Origin of the sequence: Kitasatospora sp. NPDC028055, from assembly GCF_040637885.1 — a bacterium.
Taxonomy (GTDB): Bacteria; Actinomycetota; Actinomycetes; order Streptomycetales; family Streptomycetaceae; genus Kitasatospora.
Genome location: NZ_JBEZXE010000002.1, coordinates 1 through 14,962 on the forward strand (window position 1 = coordinate 1; position 14,962 = coordinate 14,962).

The 14,962-nt window shown below is 71.9% G+C and carries 13 protein-coding genes; all 13 read right to left on the reverse strand.

All coding sequences use genetic code 11. The features are described from left to right. Window positions 1-286: 286 nt before the first annotated feature. Window positions 287-1,624, reverse strand: a complete 1,338-nt coding sequence (locus AB0F71_RS03950) for a DivIVA domain-containing protein (protein ID WP_360227748.1) — start codon at window positions 1,622-1,624, stop codon at window positions 287-289. A gap of 59 nt (window positions 1,625-1,683) precedes the next feature. Next, entirely contained in the window at window positions 1,684-1,965 is a 282-nt protein-coding gene (locus tag AB0F71_RS03955) for a YggT family protein (protein ID WP_030282903.1), read from the reverse strand. Window positions 1,966-2,063: 98 nt separating this feature from the next. After that, window positions 2,064-2,672 (reverse strand): cell division protein SepF, encoded by a 609-nt coding sequence (sepF, locus tag AB0F71_RS03960; RefSeq protein WP_030282899.1) that lies wholly within the window; start codon window positions 2,670-2,672, stop codon window positions 2,064-2,066. A gap of 226 nt (window positions 2,673-2,898) precedes the next feature. Next, a complete protein-coding gene (locus tag AB0F71_RS03965) occupies window positions 2,899-3,687 on the reverse strand; it encodes a YggS family pyridoxal phosphate-dependent enzyme (RefSeq protein WP_360227751.1) in 789 nt (262 codons plus the stop codon). Beyond that, the gene (gene pgeF / locus AB0F71_RS03970) at window positions 3,687-4,418 is read right to left on the reverse strand and encodes a peptidoglycan editing factor PgeF (RefSeq protein WP_360227754.1); all 732 of its coding nucleotides are present in this window, start codon (window positions 4,416-4,418) and stop codon (window positions 3,687-3,689) included. Before pgeF ends, AB0F71_RS03965 begins: the two co-directional genes overlap by 1 nt. Beyond that, a complete protein-coding gene (gene ftsZ, locus AB0F71_RS03975; protein ID WP_360227757.1) occupies window positions 4,415-5,647 on the reverse strand; it encodes a cell division protein FtsZ in 1,233 nt (410 codons plus the stop codon). Before ftsZ ends, pgeF begins: the two co-directional genes overlap by 4 nt. Window positions 5,648-6,010: 363 nt before the next feature. Continuing rightward, window positions 6,011-6,817 carry an FtsQ-type POTRA domain-containing protein gene (locus tag AB0F71_RS03980; RefSeq protein WP_360227760.1) on the reverse strand — a complete coding sequence of 269 codons (807 nt, stop codon included), beginning with the start codon at window positions 6,815-6,817 and terminating at the stop codon, window positions 6,011-6,013. Then, window positions 6,810-7,916, reverse strand: a complete 1,107-nt coding sequence (murG, locus tag AB0F71_RS03985) for an undecaprenyldiphospho-muramoylpentapeptide beta-N-acetylglucosaminyltransferase (protein ID WP_360227763.1) — start codon at window positions 7,914-7,916, stop codon at window positions 6,810-6,812. The genes AB0F71_RS03980 and murG overlap by 8 nt, the downstream gene beginning before the upstream one ends. 6 nt (window positions 7,917-7,922) lie before the next feature. Further along, window positions 7,923-9,188 carry a putative lipid II flippase FtsW gene (ftsW, locus tag AB0F71_RS03990; RefSeq protein WP_360228930.1) on the reverse strand — a complete coding sequence of 422 codons (1,266 nt, stop codon included), beginning with the start codon at window positions 9,186-9,188 and terminating at the stop codon, window positions 7,923-7,925. Window positions 9,189-9,451: 263 nt separating this feature from the next. Continuing rightward, window positions 9,452-10,894, reverse strand: a complete 1,443-nt coding sequence (gene murD, locus AB0F71_RS03995) for a UDP-N-acetylmuramoyl-L-alanine--D-glutamate ligase (RefSeq protein WP_360227766.1) — start codon at window positions 10,892-10,894, stop codon at window positions 9,452-9,454. Continuing rightward, entirely contained in the window at window positions 10,891-11,952 is a 1,062-nt protein-coding gene (mraY, locus tag AB0F71_RS04000) for a phospho-N-acetylmuramoyl-pentapeptide-transferase (protein ID WP_350504707.1), read from the reverse strand. Before mraY ends, murD begins: the two co-directional genes overlap by 4 nt. Next, window positions 11,952-13,355 (reverse strand): UDP-N-acetylmuramoyl-tripeptide--D-alanyl-D-alanine ligase, encoded by a 1,404-nt coding sequence (murF, locus tag AB0F71_RS04005; protein WP_360227769.1) that lies wholly within the window; start codon window positions 13,353-13,355, stop codon window positions 11,952-11,954. The genes mraY and murF overlap by 1 nt, the downstream gene beginning before the upstream one ends. After that, entirely contained in the window at window positions 13,352-14,917 is a 1,566-nt protein-coding gene (locus AB0F71_RS04010; RefSeq protein WP_360227772.1) for a UDP-N-acetylmuramoyl-L-alanyl-D-glutamate--2,6-diaminopimelate ligase, read from the reverse strand. Before AB0F71_RS04010 ends, murF begins: the two co-directional genes overlap by 4 nt. Window positions 14,918-14,962 lie beyond the last annotated feature (45 nt).

Sequence of the window (14,962 nt, forward strand, 5' to 3'; positions counted from 1 at the left end):
GGAGGGGGTGGGTGCGGAGAGGGGCGTGACGGGTGATTTTCAGACCGCCAACGGCGCCCAACACCCCACCCACAGAGTCGGCGGTCCGAAAATCATCCAGCCCCCGGAGCGCCCACCCCCGGAACCGCCCCCGGACCCACCCACCCTCCCGAAAGCCCACCCCCACACCCCAGCCCCGCGCAGCGGCCCCCTACCGCATCAGCCCCCCGCCCCCGAACACAAAAAAGACGCCCCCTCCCCAGCCCAAAGGCCAGAAAGGGGACGCCCCAAAACCCCAGCTACAACCTCAGTTGTCGCCGTCCTCGTCAATCAGAAAGCCCCGCATCGGCGCCGGAGCCTGCTGCATCGGCTGCGGCGGCTGCGGCCGCACGGCCGCCATCGGCTGGGTCATCCCGGCCGGCTGCATCTGCGGCGCACCGTTCCCACCCTGCTGCCCACCGAAGCTCGGCGCCGGCGGGTTCCCACCGAAGGAACTCTGCCCCCCGAACGACGGCGAGTTGCCACCGAACGAAGGCTGGTTCCCACCGAACGACGGCGCAGAGCCCATCGACCCCCCACCGGCCGGAGCCATCGACGACGCCGCCGGCGGCAGCGACGCGGTGGCGGGGATCCGCGGCGGCGCGAGCGAGTCGTCGGCCTGCGACTCCAGCTGACGCAGCTGGGTCTCCAGGTACGACTTCAGGCGCGTGCGGTACTCACGCTCGAACGCCCGCAGGTCCTCGACCTTGCGCTCCAGCGTGGCCCGCGCGGACTCCAGCGACCCCATCGCGACGCGGTGCTTCTCCTGCGCGTCCCGCTCCAGGGCGTCGGCCTTGGCCCGGGCGTCCCGCTCCAGACCCTCGGCCCGGCTGCGCGCCTCGCCGACGATCTTGTTGGCCTCGGAACGGGCCTCGGAGATCGCCTGGTCGGCGGTCTGCTGGGCGAGCGCCAGCACACGGGCGGCACTGTCGCCGCCGGGGCCCTGCTGCTGCTGCATCGGGCCGCCGAGCGGGCCGCCCATCTGCTGCGGGCCGCCCATGGGGCCACCCATCGGCTGCATCTGCTGCTGCTGGCCCATGCCCTGGCCCATCGGGTTGCCCATCTGCTGCGGGCCACCGGGACCGCCCATGGGCTGGAGCATCTGACCGCCCATCGGCTGGACCAGCTGCTGCTGGCCGCCCATGGTCTGGCCCATCTGCTGGGGACCGCCGGGGCCCATCGGACCACCCGGGCCGGCCGGGAGCTGCGGCGCACCGGACGGCAGGCCGAGGGGCTGGTTGCCCATCTGCTGCTGCTGCTGCGGACCACCCGGACCCATCTGCTGCGGGCCGCCGGGGCCCATCTGCTGCGGGCCACCCGGACCCTGCTGGCCGGGGACCGGCGGGCCGGATATGGCGGCCGGGACGGGAGCGGCCGGACGCTGGGCGTCCTGCGGCGGCTCCTTCCGCATGTTGGCCTGGTTCTGCGCGGCGGCGCGAGTCGCGGCGGCCAGCTTGGCCCGCAGGTCCTCGTTCTCCCGGAGGAGGCGGGTCAGCTCCGCCTCGACCTCGTCGAGGAAGGCATCGACCTCGTCCTCGTCATAGCCTTCACGCAGGCGGACGGTCGTGAACTGCTTGTTCCGAACGTCCTCGGGGGTCAATGGCATCTCTTCACCTCAACGTGATCGTCGGCACACCGGCATCCTGTCGCATCGCTCACCTACGACTAGGGGTGCACAAGCGAGATCAGGACATACACAATGATCATCAGTACGAAGAAGGACAGGTCGAGCGCCACGCCCCCGAAACGCAACGGCGGGATGAACCGCCGAAGAAGCTTGAGCGGCGGATCCGTGACAGTGTACGTGGCCTCCAGGACCAGGACCATGGCCTTGCCCGGCCGCCACGAACGCGCGAACTGGAAGACCCAGTCCATGACCAGTCGCACGAGCAGGAACACCAGGAAGACGGTCAGGGCGTAGTAGAGCACCGCCCACACGATGTCCATCGCGTTTCCCTCTCCCCGGTCCCGGGCCCTGGGGCCCGCCGCTCGTCACCTGTCGCCAACCACTGTTGATCAGATCCACACGTAAAGTCGTGGCCGGGTCAGCTCTGGTTGAAGAACCCACCCTCGGCGATCCGAGCCTTGTCCTCCGCCGTGACATCGACGTTAGCAGGCGACAGCAGGAACACCTTCTGTGTCACGCGCTCGATACTGCCGTGCAGACCGAAGACGAGTCCAGCGGCGAAGTCTACGAGCCGCTTGGCGTCCGTGTCGTCCATCTCGGTCAGATTCATGATCACGGGGGTCCCGCCGCGGAACTGTTCCCCGATGGTACGGGCCTCGTTGTAGGTCCGGGGGTGCAGCGTGGTGATGCGGTAGGGCTCTCGTTCGTTCACGACCTTGGGCATGATCACCGGGGCGCTCTTCTCCAGGTTGTGGCGGCGTTCGGGTGTGATGGACGACACGGGGGCCATCCTCGGGGTCTCCTGCCGGATCGGCACCGCGGCCGGCACCGGCTGCGGGGTGATCGAGGAGACCGGGGCGGGCGCGGGGGCGGCTGCCGGCCGGGGAATGTCCTCGGTCCGCTGCCCCGTGCGGATCGGCTCGGGGTCCGCGTCGTAGTCGTCGTCGGGGTCGTACCCCTGGCCGTCGTACGTCTCGTCCTCCACGAGGCCGAGGTAGACCGCCATCTTGCGCATCGCGCCGGCCATGCTCCTGTCTCCTCCGCTTGTGGTGGACCGGCTCCGTCCCAGCGGGCGGGCCGCGGCCCTGCCTGCGGATTCCGCGGTCCGCCCACGACGGCCCGTCAAGGCGACGCGCCGTCAGAGTTCGTGGGATTGGGGCCGCGGAGCTGCGATCCACGGTTGGCTAGCACTTCGGAAAGCTGCTAGCTTCTGTCCTATTTTGTCCTGCAGTCTGATCTACTACCCGGTGACGTTACCCGAGGGGTGACCTCACTCCGAGTACCGCCGTTCCGACGCGTACATGTGTCGCTCCGGCGGCAATCGCCTGCTCAAGGTCGCCGCTCATGCCTGCGGAGACCATGGTGGCAGCCGGATGGGCCGCCCGTACGGCGGTTGCGATTTCCGCCAGCCGCTCGAAGGCCCGGACCGGGTCTCCGGCCAGCGGGCCGGCCAGCGGAGCGACCGTCATCACACCGTCCAGGCGCAGCCCGGGCGCGTCGGCGATCGCGTCGGTGAGTTCGGCGACGTCCTCGGGGGCGACCCCGGCCCGGTGCGCGCCCTCCCCGTGCTCCTTGTCCAGTGCCACCTGCACCAGGCAGCCCAGTTCCGGACGCTCGGACTTGAGCACGGCCGCCGAGAGCGACTCGACGAGCCGCAGCCGGTCCACCGAGTGCACGTGGTTCGCGTAGCGGACCACCGAGCGGACCTTGTTGGTCTGGAGCTGGCCGACGAAGTGCCAACTAAGAGGAAGGTTTCTGCACTGTTCCGCCTTGGGAGCGGCGTCCTGGTCGCGGTTCTCCGCGACGTCCGTCACACCCAGCCCGGCCAGCAGCGCGGTGTCCTCGGCCGGGTAGGTCTTGGTGACGACGATCAGGCTGACGTCCTCGCGCGGGCGTCCGGCCGCCGCACAGGCGTCCGCGATCCGGCGCTCGACCACTTCGAGGTTGGTCCCGAGCTGCTCGTACCGGGCCCGCTGGCCGTTCGTCAGAGCCTCCGAGAACTGCCTGCTCCCCGGGAACGGTCCGTAGATGTCGTTCGTCATCAGTGATCAGAGTCCAACCAGACGTAGCTCGCGAGCCGACCCGTGCGCTGCTCGCGACGATAGGAGAAGTGATCGGCGGATTCGAGGGTGCAGACCGGTGAGCGCACCAGTTCGGTGACCCCCGCCGCGGCCAGTTGGGCGGCGACCCCCGCCGGCACGTCCAGCGCCGGGGTTCCCCACGAGGTCTCGGCGAAGGCCGACGGGACGACCTCGGCCACCTCGGCGCGCAGCCCGGCCGGCACCTCGTAGCAGCGGCCGCAGACCGCGGGGCCGGTGGCGGCGGTGATCCGCGCCGGCTCGGCCCCCAGTTTGACCATCGCCCGCACCACCGCGGGCACCACTCCGGCCGCCAGCCCGGGCCGGCCCGCGTGGGCCGCGCCCACCACGCCCGCCACCGGGTCGGCCAGCAGCACCGGGGTGCAGTCCGCGGTCAGCACCGCGAGCGCGAGCGGGCGGTCGGTGACCACCGCGTCCACCGTCGGGGCCTGCCCGAGCGGCTGGCGCTGCGTCACCACGGCGACCTCGGCGCCGTGCACCTGGTTCATCCAGACCACGTCGGCCGGGTCGATCCCCAGCTCCCGGGCCGCGACGGCCCGGTTCTCCCGGACCGCCTCCGGGTCGTCGCCCACCGCACCGCCGAGGTTGAGCTCCCCGTACGGCGAAGTGCTCACCCCGCCCCACCGATCGGTGAAGGCGAAGTGAGCACCGGCGCGAACCGCGTGATCGATCACTTAAGGAAGTCCGGCACGTCGAGCTCCTCGGCCGGGCTCTCCACGAACGGCTGCCGGGCCGGCTGCACCTGCGGCGGCACCGGGGCGGCGGCGGTCGTGGTGGCCGAGGTCTCGGCCGAACGTGCCGGGGCGGCCGGGGCCTCCCCCTCCGAACGGGACGTCACCGAGCCGATGCTCCCGTAGGACGGCCGGCCGGCCGGGCGCTCCGGGGCGGCCGGCGGGGTCGCCGGGGCGGCGGGGGTGGTGGACTTCACCACCGGGTCGCGGACGATCGCCGGCGGCTGGCCGCCGTCGAAGCCGGCGGCGATGACGGTGACCCGCACCTCGTCGCCGAGCGCGTCGTCGATGACCGCACCGAAGATGATGTTGGCCTCGGGGTGGGCGGCCTCGCTGACCAGCTGGGCCGACTCGTTGATCTCGAACAGGCCGAGGTCGGAGCCGCCCGAGATGGACAGCAGCACGCCGCGGGCGCCGTCGATCGAGGCCTCCAGTAGCGGCGAGGAGATCGCCATCACGGCGGCGGCCTTGGCGCGGTCCTCACCGCGGGCCGAGCCGATGCCCATGAGCGCCGAACCGGCGTCCGACATGACGGACTTGACGTCGGCGAAGTCGAGGTTGATCAGGCCCGGGGTGGTGATCAGGTCGGTGATGCCCTGGACACCGGAGAGCAGGACCTGGTCGGCCGAGCGGAACGCGTCGAGCACGCTGACCTGGCGGTCCGAGATGGACAGCAGCCGGTCGTTGGGGATCACGATGAGGGTGTCGACCTCTTCGCGCAGGGCGGCGATGCCGTCCTCGGCCTGGTTGGCCCGGCGGCGGCCCTCGAAGGTGAAGGGGCGGGTGACCACGCCGATGGTCAGGGCGCCCAGCGAGCGGGCGATGTTGGCGACGACGGGCGCGCCGCCCGTGCCCGTGCCACCGCCCTCGCCGGCGGTCACGAAGACCATGTCGGCCCCCTTGAGGACCTCCTCGATCTCCTCGCGGTGGTCCTCGGCGGCCTTGCGGCCGACCTCGGGGTTGGCGCCGGCGCCGAGGCCCCGGGTGAGTTCACGGCCCACATCGAGCTTGACGTCGGCGTCGCTCATGAGGAGGGCCTGCGCATCGGTGTTGATCGCGATGAACTCGACGCCCTTGAGACCGACCTCGATCATCCGGTTGATGGCGTTGACACCACCGCCGCCGATTCCGACGACCTTGATGACTGCGAGGTAGTTCTGCGGTGCTGCCACGTCGAAGGCCTCTCGCCTCGAATTTCCGGGTCGACCCGCCCCAGCGGGGGGCCGTGTCGACGGATGTCGATGGGTAGGGAGCCTGGTTTCTGACTGAATGTCCGAAATGCCGACCGCCGACCCCAACCCTAAACTTGACCTTTAGGGTTAGTCCTGTGTCTCCGTCACATCACCAATGGACACAGTCTGGTGACACAGGACACTAGGTGGCTCCGGGCACGCGTTTCAACGAACACGCCGAGCTTCCCTTTTTCTTTTGAGCCTATGTGATCATCGGCCGGCAATGGAAACCGGGGTGACCACCAAGGGTCGGGCCGACACTCCGAAGCGTCAACCCCTCCCTCGGGCAGAGAATCTAGCGGATCAGCCGGACACCGCCGGCGCCTCCGGCGCCGTCACGTCGAAGTTGCTGCCCTTCTGCTTCATCAGTGCGAGCAGCACCCGGGCCTTTCGGTCGGTCTGGTCCGGACTCCCCCAGCGCACCGTCGCACCCCCGCTGAGCTGCAGTTCGATGTCGTCGTAGGAGTGCACCAGGACCGATCCGGCCCGCTTGGCGATCTCCGGCGGGAGCCCAGCGGCCACCGTCACCGCGCCCTGCACCAACTGTCCCCGGGAGATCACCCCGTCCACGTCCTTCGCGGACTGACTGAGCCGCAGCTCCACCACCGGCACGCCCGCCGGCGGGGCCGCCTCGGTGGCGAAGCTCACGCCTGCGGCGTCCACCTGGGTGAACTGACCGTCATCCCCCTTGACGGCGGCGGCCGCCGTCCGCTGCACCACCTTGACCTGCAGGGTGTGCGGCCAGCCCCGCCAGACCTCGGCCTTCGCCACCCGGGGGATCGCCTCGACCCGCTGGCGGACGCCGTCCAGGTCGACCCGGGCCAGCGGGCCGTCGGCGAGCCCGCCGACGGCCGCGCGCACCTGGTCCGAGGTCAGCTTCTCGTCCGCGGCGCCCTGGACGGCGACGTCGCGCACGTCCAGCAACGAGGAGAAGAACACCACCCAGGCCAGCGCGCCCAGCACCGCGGCGCCGAGCGCGCTCAGCACCACGACGCCCCGCCGGGAGAGCCGGAGGCGGGGAGCGGACTCCTCGTCCCCGAACTCGTCCTCCTCGTGGGAGTACCCCCGGCCGGCGGCCGGGGGTGAGCCGGCGGGCCGGCCGTCAGCCACGACGGCGACCGCCCCGGTGTGCCTGGATCGCCTCGTACACCATGCCGACCAGCAGGTCGTCCGCGTCCCGGCGGCCGAACTCGGCGGCGGCCCGGCTCATGTCCCACAGCCGCTGCGGGTCGGTGAGCACCGGCAGCACGTTCTGCAGCACCCAGTCCGAGGTCAGCTCGGCGTCGTCCACCAGCAGGCCGCCGCCGGCCTTCACCATCGGCTGGGCGTTCAGCCGCTGCTCGCCGTTGCCGATCGGCAGCGGCACGAAGGCGGCGGGCAGGCCGACCGCGGCCAGCTCGGCGACGGTCATCGCGCCGGCCCGGCAGAGCATCAGGTCGGCGGCCGCGTAGGCGAGGTCCATCCGGTCGATGTACGGCACCGGGCGGTACGGCGGCATCCCGGGGACGTCGGCGGTCTGCGGCAGCTCGTTCTTCGGGCCGACCGCGTGCAGGATCTGCACGCCGTACTGCTGCAGCCGCGGGGCGATCGCGGTGATCGTCTCGTTGAGCCGGCGCGCGCCCTGGGAGCCGCCGGAGACCAGCAGGGTGGGCAGCCGCTGGTCGAGGCCGAAGTACTGGCGGGCCTCCGGCCGGGTGGCGTTGCGGTCCAGGGTGGCGATGGTCCGGCGCAGCGGGATGCCGATGTACCGGGAGTCGCGCAGCTTGCTGTCCGGGGTGGAGACCGCGACGAAGTCGGAGTAACGGGCGCCGATCTTGTTGGCCAGGCCGGGGCGGGCGTTGGCCTCGTGCACGACGATCGGCACGCCGGCCCGCTTGGCGGCCAGGTAGGCGGGCATCGCGACGTAGCCCCCGAAGCCGACCACGCAGTCGGCGTTGACCCGCTCGATGATCTCCTGGGCGGCCCGGACGGTGCCGCGCAGCCGGCCGGGGACGGTGATCAGTTCGGGGGTGGGCTTGCGGGGCAGCGGCACAGCCGGGATGAGCTCCAGCTGGTAGCCGCGCTCGGGTACCAGTCGGGTCTCCAGCCCCTTCTCGGTGCCCAGGGCGGTGATCCCGATGGACGGGTCGTGCCTGCGGAGTGCGTCCGCGAGGGCCATGGCCGGCTCGATGTGACCGGCGGTCCCCCCGCCGGCGAGTACGACATGCACCGAAATTCACCGCTCCCTGCGTGCCGGTCCGGGGACCGCGCGCGCTGTGGTTCGTCGTCGTGGCAGCACCCGGGCCAGTCGCTTCCTGATCCGGGAGTTCTTGTTCCGGGCGGCCAGGGCCGCCTTCGCGCCCGAGGAGCTGCGTGCCAGGCACAGCAGCACTCCGATCGCGGACATGGCCGACAGCATGGCGGAACCGCCGTAGGAGAACAGCGGGAGCGGGACGCCCGCGATGGGCAGCAGTCCCAGCGCCGACCCCAGGTTGATCATGGCCTGCGCCATGATCCAGGTGGTGGCGGCTCCCGCGGCGTACCTGACGAAGGGGTCCTTCGTACCGATGGCCACACGGATACCCGCGTAGCCTAGTGCCGCGAAGAGGCCGATCACCGACAGCGTCCCCACCAGACCGAGTTCCTCGCCGGTCGCGGCGAAGATGAAGTCGGTGTGCGCCTCCGGCAGCTGGCCCCACTTCTCCACGCCGGCGCCGAGGCCGGTGCCGAAGCCGCCACCGAGGGCGAAGGAGTAGACGCCGTGCAGGGCCTGGAAGCAGGCGCCGTCCGGGTCGAGCTTGGTGACGCCGATGCAGCCCAGGCGCTCGGCCCGGTGCGGGACGGTGATCACCAGGGCGGTGCAGACCACGACCGCCACCCCGACGGTGGCCACGAACAGCCGCAGCGGTGCGCCGACCATCCAGAGCAGCGCGAACACCATGGCCACCAGGATCATCGAGGTGCCCATGTCACCGCCGATCATGATCAGCGCGAGCAGCAGCAGGGCCCCGGGCACCAGCGGGACCAGCAGGTGCTTCCAGGTGGTGAGGGTGCCGGCCTTCTGCTTGCGGGCGAGCAGGTCGGCGCCCCAGAGGACCAGCGCGAGCTTGGCGAACTCGGAGGGCTGGAACTGGAAGAACCCGAAGTCCAGCCAGTTCTGGTTGCCGTTGATCCGCACCCCGATGCCGGGCACCGCGACCAGCGCGAGGGCGCCGATCACCCCGAACATCACCGGGTAGACGATCACCCGCAGCACCGCCACCGGGACGGAGGCGAAGCCGGCCAGCAGGACCAGCCCGAGGATGGCCGCGATCAGCTGCTTGAGGAAGTAGTACTGCGCGGTGTGGTGCTGGTTCAGCGCCAGGATCTGCGAGGCCGAGAAGACCATCATCAGACCGAGCACGACCAGCAGCAGGGTCGTGCCGACGATCAGCAGGTACGGCGTGAGCGGCCGGTCCAGCCAGTAGCGGACGCGGGCCCGGAAGGCCTGCAACCGCCCCAGCGGACCGGCCGACTTGTACTTGGTCGTGGTGGCGGAGATCACTCGCCACGGCTCGGCGGTGTCCTGCCCGGTCGTACCGGAATCCGCCCTGCCCTGCCCCGCCACCGCTCCCCGCTCTCCCTCTTCTGCGGCTCGTTCGCCTCCGGGCCGCTCCGGCCCGACGCCGACGGTCGTCGCTCCGATGCCCCTCGTTCCTCGGGGCCTCCTCGCTTCTCCCTTTCGGCGTCGGCGCGGCCCTTCGGCTCACTCGCCGGAGCCCAGCCTCACTCGCCGGAGTCCGCCAGCTCCCGGACGGCCGCCGCGAACAGGTCCCCGCGCTCGCCGTAGTTGGTGAACATGTCCATCGAGGCGCAGGCCGGGGCCAGCAGCACCGTGTCACCCGATCGGGCGAGCGACGCGGCCGTTCGAACGACCTCGGTCATCGCCACCGCGCCAGTCTGGCCCTCGGCCGCCTCGATCACCGGCACATCCGGAGCGTGTCGCTCCAGCGCCGCGCGGATCAGCGCCCGGTCCTGCCCGATCAGCACGACCGCGCGCAGCCGCTCGGCCGCGCCCTGGACCAGGTCGTCGAAGGTCGCGCCCTTGGCCAGTCCCCCGGCGATCCAGACGATCGGCCGGTAGGCGGCCAGCGAGGCCGCCGCGGCGTGGGTGTTGGTGGCCTTGGAGTCGTCGATGTACGTGACCTCGCGGACCGTACCGACCTCGGCGATCCGGTGGGCGTCCGGGCGGAAGGCCCGCAGGCCCTCCCGGACGGCCTTCGGGTCGACCCCGTACGCCCGGGCCAGCGCCGCCGCGGCGAGCGCGTTGGCGATGTTGTGCGGGGCCGGCGGGTTGACGTCCTCGACGGCGCCCAGCTCGGCCGCGTTCCTGGTCCGGTCCTCGACGAAGGCGCGGTCCACCAGCAGGCCGTCCACCACGCCGAAGTTCGACGGGCTCGGCGCGCCGAGGCCGAAGCCGATCGCCCGGCAGCCCTCCTCGACGTCGGCCGCCATGACCAGCGCCTCGGTGGCCGGGTCGGCCAGGTTGTACACGCAGGCCACCACGTTGCCCTCGTAGATCCGGCCCTTGTCGGCGGCGTACGCCTCCATCGAGCCGTGCCAGTCGAGGTGGTCCGGGGCCAGGTTGAGCACGGCCGCCGAGTACGGGCGCAGCGAGGGCGCCCAGTGCAGCTGGTAGCTGGAGAGCTCGACGGCGAGCACGTCGTACGGCTCCTCGGCGAGCACCGCGTCCAGCACCGAGACCCCGACGTTGCCGACGGCGGCGGTGCGCTTGCCGGCCGCGGCGAGGATCGAGGCGAGCATCTGGACGGTGGTGGTCTTGCCGTTGGTGCCGGTCACGGCCAGCCAGGGGGCGGGCTCGCCGGTGCCCGGCAGCGGCCTGCGCAGCCGCCAGGCCAGCTCCACGTCGCCCCAGACCGGCACGCCGGCCGCCGCGGCGGCGGCGAACAGCGGGCTGTCGGGGGCCCAGCCGGGCGAGGTGACGATCAGTGCGGTGCCCTCGGGCAGGCTCGCGCCGTCGCCCAGGCGCACCGTGACGCCCAGGGCCTCCAGCTCGGCGGCGCGGGCCCGCAGGCCCTCGCCGCTGCCGCCGTCGACCACGGTGACGCTCGCGCCGAGCCCGTTCAGGACGCGCGCGGCGCTGATGCCCGAGACGCCGAGTCCGGCGACCACCACGGGCAGGTTCGAGAAGTCAGGATTCGTCGTCATCCGGTCCGGTATCCCGCGTAGAAGAGGCCGAGGCCGACGGCCACGCACAGACCCTGGATGATCCAGAACCGGACCACGACCAGGACCTCGCTCCAGCCCTTGAGTTCGAAGTGGTGTTGCAGTGGCGCCATCTTGAAGACGCGCTTGCCGGTCATCCGGAAGGAGCCGACCTGGATGATCACCGACAGGGTGATGATCATGAAGAGGCCGCCGAGCAGGATCAGCAGCAGCTCGGTGCGCGAGCAGATCGCCAGACCGGCCAGGGCGCCGCCGAGGGCGAGCGAGCCGGTGTCGCCCATGAAGATCTTGGCGGGCGAGGTGTTCCACCAGAGGAAGCCGAAGCAGGAGCCCATCAGGGCGGAGGCCACCACCGCGAGGTCCAGGGGGTCCCGGACGTCGTAGCAGGCGCCGGTGGCGGAGATGAAGTAGGCGCAGCTCTGGGTGTACTCCCAGACGCCGATGAAGGTGTAGGCGCCGAAGGCCATCACCGAGGCACCGGTGGCCAGACCGTCCAGGCCGTCCGTCAGGTTCACGCCGTTGGAGGTCGCCGCGATCATGAAGTACGCGAAGATGACGAACAGCACCGGGCCGATCGACCACTTGAAGTCGCGCACGAAGGACAGCGACTGGGAGGCCGGGCTGAGCCCGCGGTCGTCGTGGAACTGCAGCGCCAGGACGGCGAACACCAGACCGACGATGGACTGGCCGGCCAGCTTCGCCTTCGCCCGCAGGCCGAGCGAACGGCGCTTGACGACCTTGATGTAGTCGTCCAGGAAGCCGACCAGGCCGAGGCCCGCGGTCAGGAAGAGCACCAGCAGCCCGGAGGCGGTCGGGCTGTCGCCCGTTATCGCCTTCGTGGCGAAGTACGCGATCAGGGTCGCCAGGATGAAGGCGATGCCGCCCATGGTGGGCGTGCCCTTCTTGCTGTGGTGCGCCTTGGGGCCGTCGTCACGGATGTACTGGCCGTAGCCCCCTCGCGCGAGCAGCTTGATCAGGGCGGGCGTGCCGACCAGCGAGAGGATCAGACCGATCATCCCGGAGAAGAGGATCTGCTTCATCATCGGGCAGCACCGTCCGCCAGGAGGGCCTCGGCCACCTTCTCCAACCCCACCGAACGGGACGCCTTCACCAGGACCACATCCCCCGGCCGAAGCTGACTGCGCAGCAGTTCGACCGCCGCGTCCGCGTCGGACACCAGCACCGACTCCTCACCCCACGAACCTTCGTTCCTCGCACCGAGTTCCATGCAGGCCGCCTCGCGTCCACCCACCGCCACCAGCTTGGTGACGTCGAGTCGGACGGCGAGCCGCCCGATGGCGTCGTGCTCGGCCAGGCTCTCCTCGCCGAGCTCCCGCATCTCGCCGAGCACCGCCCAGGTGCGGCGGCGCTCCGGACCGCGGCCGCCCATCGAGACCAGCGCCCGCAGCGCGGCCCGCATCGAGTCGGGGTTCGCGTTGTAGGCGTCGTTGACGACGGTGACACCATCGGCCCGGTCGACGACCTCCATGCGCCAGCGGGACAGCGCACCCGCTTCGCCCAGGGCTGCCGCGGTGTCGTCGACGGTCATCCCGAGCTCCGTCGCCACCGCGGCGGCGGCGAGGGCGTTCGAGACGTGGTGCTCACCGTACAGGCGCAGTTGCACGGGTGCGGAACCGGCCGGGGTGGTGAGCGTGAACGATGGCCGTCCGGTGGCGTCCAGGCGAACGTCGGTGGCCCGGACGTGGGCGTCCGGGGACTCCCCGAACAGGACCACCTTCGCCTTGGTACGGGAGGCCATGGCGCGCACCAGCCGGTCGTCCGCGTTCAGGATCGCGGCGCCGTCGGCGGGCAGCGCCTCGACCAGCTCGCCCTTGGCCTCGGCGATCGCCTCCTGGGAGCCGAACTCGCCGAGGTGGGCGGTGCCGACGTTCAGCACCAGGCCGATCCGCGGCGGGGTGATCGAGGTGAGGTACTCGATGTCGCCCTTGTGCCGGGCGCCCATCTCCATGACCAGGTGCCGGGTGCTGTCCTCGACCCGGAGCGCGGTCATCGGGTGGCCGATCTCGTTGTTCAGCGAGCCGGGCGGGAAGACCGTTTCGCCGTGGCGCTGGAGCAGCTGGGCGATCAGGTCCTTGGTGCTGGTCTTGCCGGCCGAGCCGGTCAGCGCGACCACCGCGGTGCCCGCGGCGCGGGCGACCACGGTGCGGGCCAGCCTGCCGAGGGCCTCCACCACACTGTCGACCAGGACGGCGGGCACGCCGACCGGGCGGGAGGCCAGCACCGCGACGGCGCCGGCCTCGACCGCGACGGCCGCGTAGTCGTGGCCGTCCACGTGCTCGCCGACGAAGGCCGCGAACAGGCCGCCGGGGCTCACCTTCCGCGAGTCGACCTCGACCGGGCCGGTGACCAGGGTGTCCGGGGCGGCGCCGTCCAGGGTGCCGCCGACGGCGGCGGCCACCTCGGCGAGGGTCAGTGCGATCACTGCTGCTCTACTCCTCGGTCGCCCCGGTCGGCCGTGGTCCGCGCGATGGATTCGCGCAGCACCTCCCGGTCGTCGAAGGGGCGGATCTCGTCTCGGACGTACTGGCCGAGCTCGTGGCCCTTGCCGGCCACCAGCACGGTGTCCCCGGCCCGGGCGCGGGTGACCGCGAGCCGGATCGCCTCCGCCCGGTCGGGGACGACCAGGACGTCCCCGCGCTCGGCCTCGGGCACCGCGGCGGCGCCGGTCAGCATGCTGGCGAGGATCGCCAGCGGGTCCTCGCTGCGCGGGTTGTCGCTGGTCAGCAGGGCGGTGTCGGCGAGCCGGGCGGCGATCGCGCCCATCGGACCGCGCTTGTGCGGGTCGCGGTCGCCGCCGCAGCCGACCACCACGTGCAGCCGACCCTTGGTGACCTCGCGCAGCGAGGCGAGGACGGCCTGCAGGGCGTCCGGCTTGTGGGCGTAGTCCACCACGGCGACGAACGGCTGCCCGCCGTCCACCCGCTCCAGCCGGCCCGGCACGCCGGGGACGGCGGCGATCCCGGCCACCGCCCGCTCCAGCGGCAGCCCGGCGGCGACCAGCACGGTGATCGCGGCCAGCGCGTTGGCGACGTTGAACGGGCCGGGCAGCGGGACGGAGGCGTCGGCCCCGGCGCCGTCCGGACCGACCACCCGGAAGGTGGAGCCGATCGGGCCGAGCTGGACGTCCACGGCCCGCCAGTCCGCCCCGGCGTCGCCGGTCGCGGAGAAGGTGGTCACCGGGATCTTGGCCTCGGCGGCGAGCCGGCGGCCGTACTCGTCGTCCAGGTTGACCACACCGTGGCGGGACTTGCCGGGCTGGAAGAGCCGGGCCTTCGCCTGGAAGTAGTCCTCCATGTCCGGGTGGAAGTCGAGGTGTTCGGGGGTGAGGTTGTTGAACAGCGCGACGTCGTACGCCACCCCGTCGGTGCGGCCGAAGACCAGGGCGTGGCTGGAGACCTCCATGGTCACCGCATCCGCGCCGCGCTCGGCCATCACGCCGAGGATCGCGTGCAGGTCGGTGGCCTCGGGGGTGGTGCGCTCGCTCTTGATCCGCTCCTCGCCGACCCGCATCTCGACGGTGCCGATCACACCCGGGACCCGCCCGGCGCCGCGCAGACCGCCCTCGACCAGGTACGAGGTGGTGGTCTTGCCGTTGGTGCCGGTCAGCCCGAGCATCAGCAGCCGCTCGGACGGGTGGCCGTAGACGATCGCGGCCAGCTCGCCCATCCGGGCCCGCGGCCGGTCGACGACCAGCAGCGGCAGGCCCGCGGGCGCCGCCAGCTCGGCGCCGGCCGGGTCGGTCAACACGGCCACCGCGCCGGCCGCCGCGGCCTGGCCGGCGAAGGCCGCGCCGTGGTGGTTGGCGCCCGGGAAGGCCACGTACACGTCGCCCGGGCGCACCGCACGGGAGTCGTGGGTGACACCGGTGACGGCGGCGCCCTCGACGGGCGGCAGACCCAGCCGGGACGCCAGCTCGGCGAGCGGCAGAGCGGCGGTCCCGGTCGGGCGGGGCGGACTCACGGTGGTTTGATCGGGTTTCGGCACGGCGGGAAGGCTATCCGCCGAAGGGTGCCCAGGGCCAAACCGGGC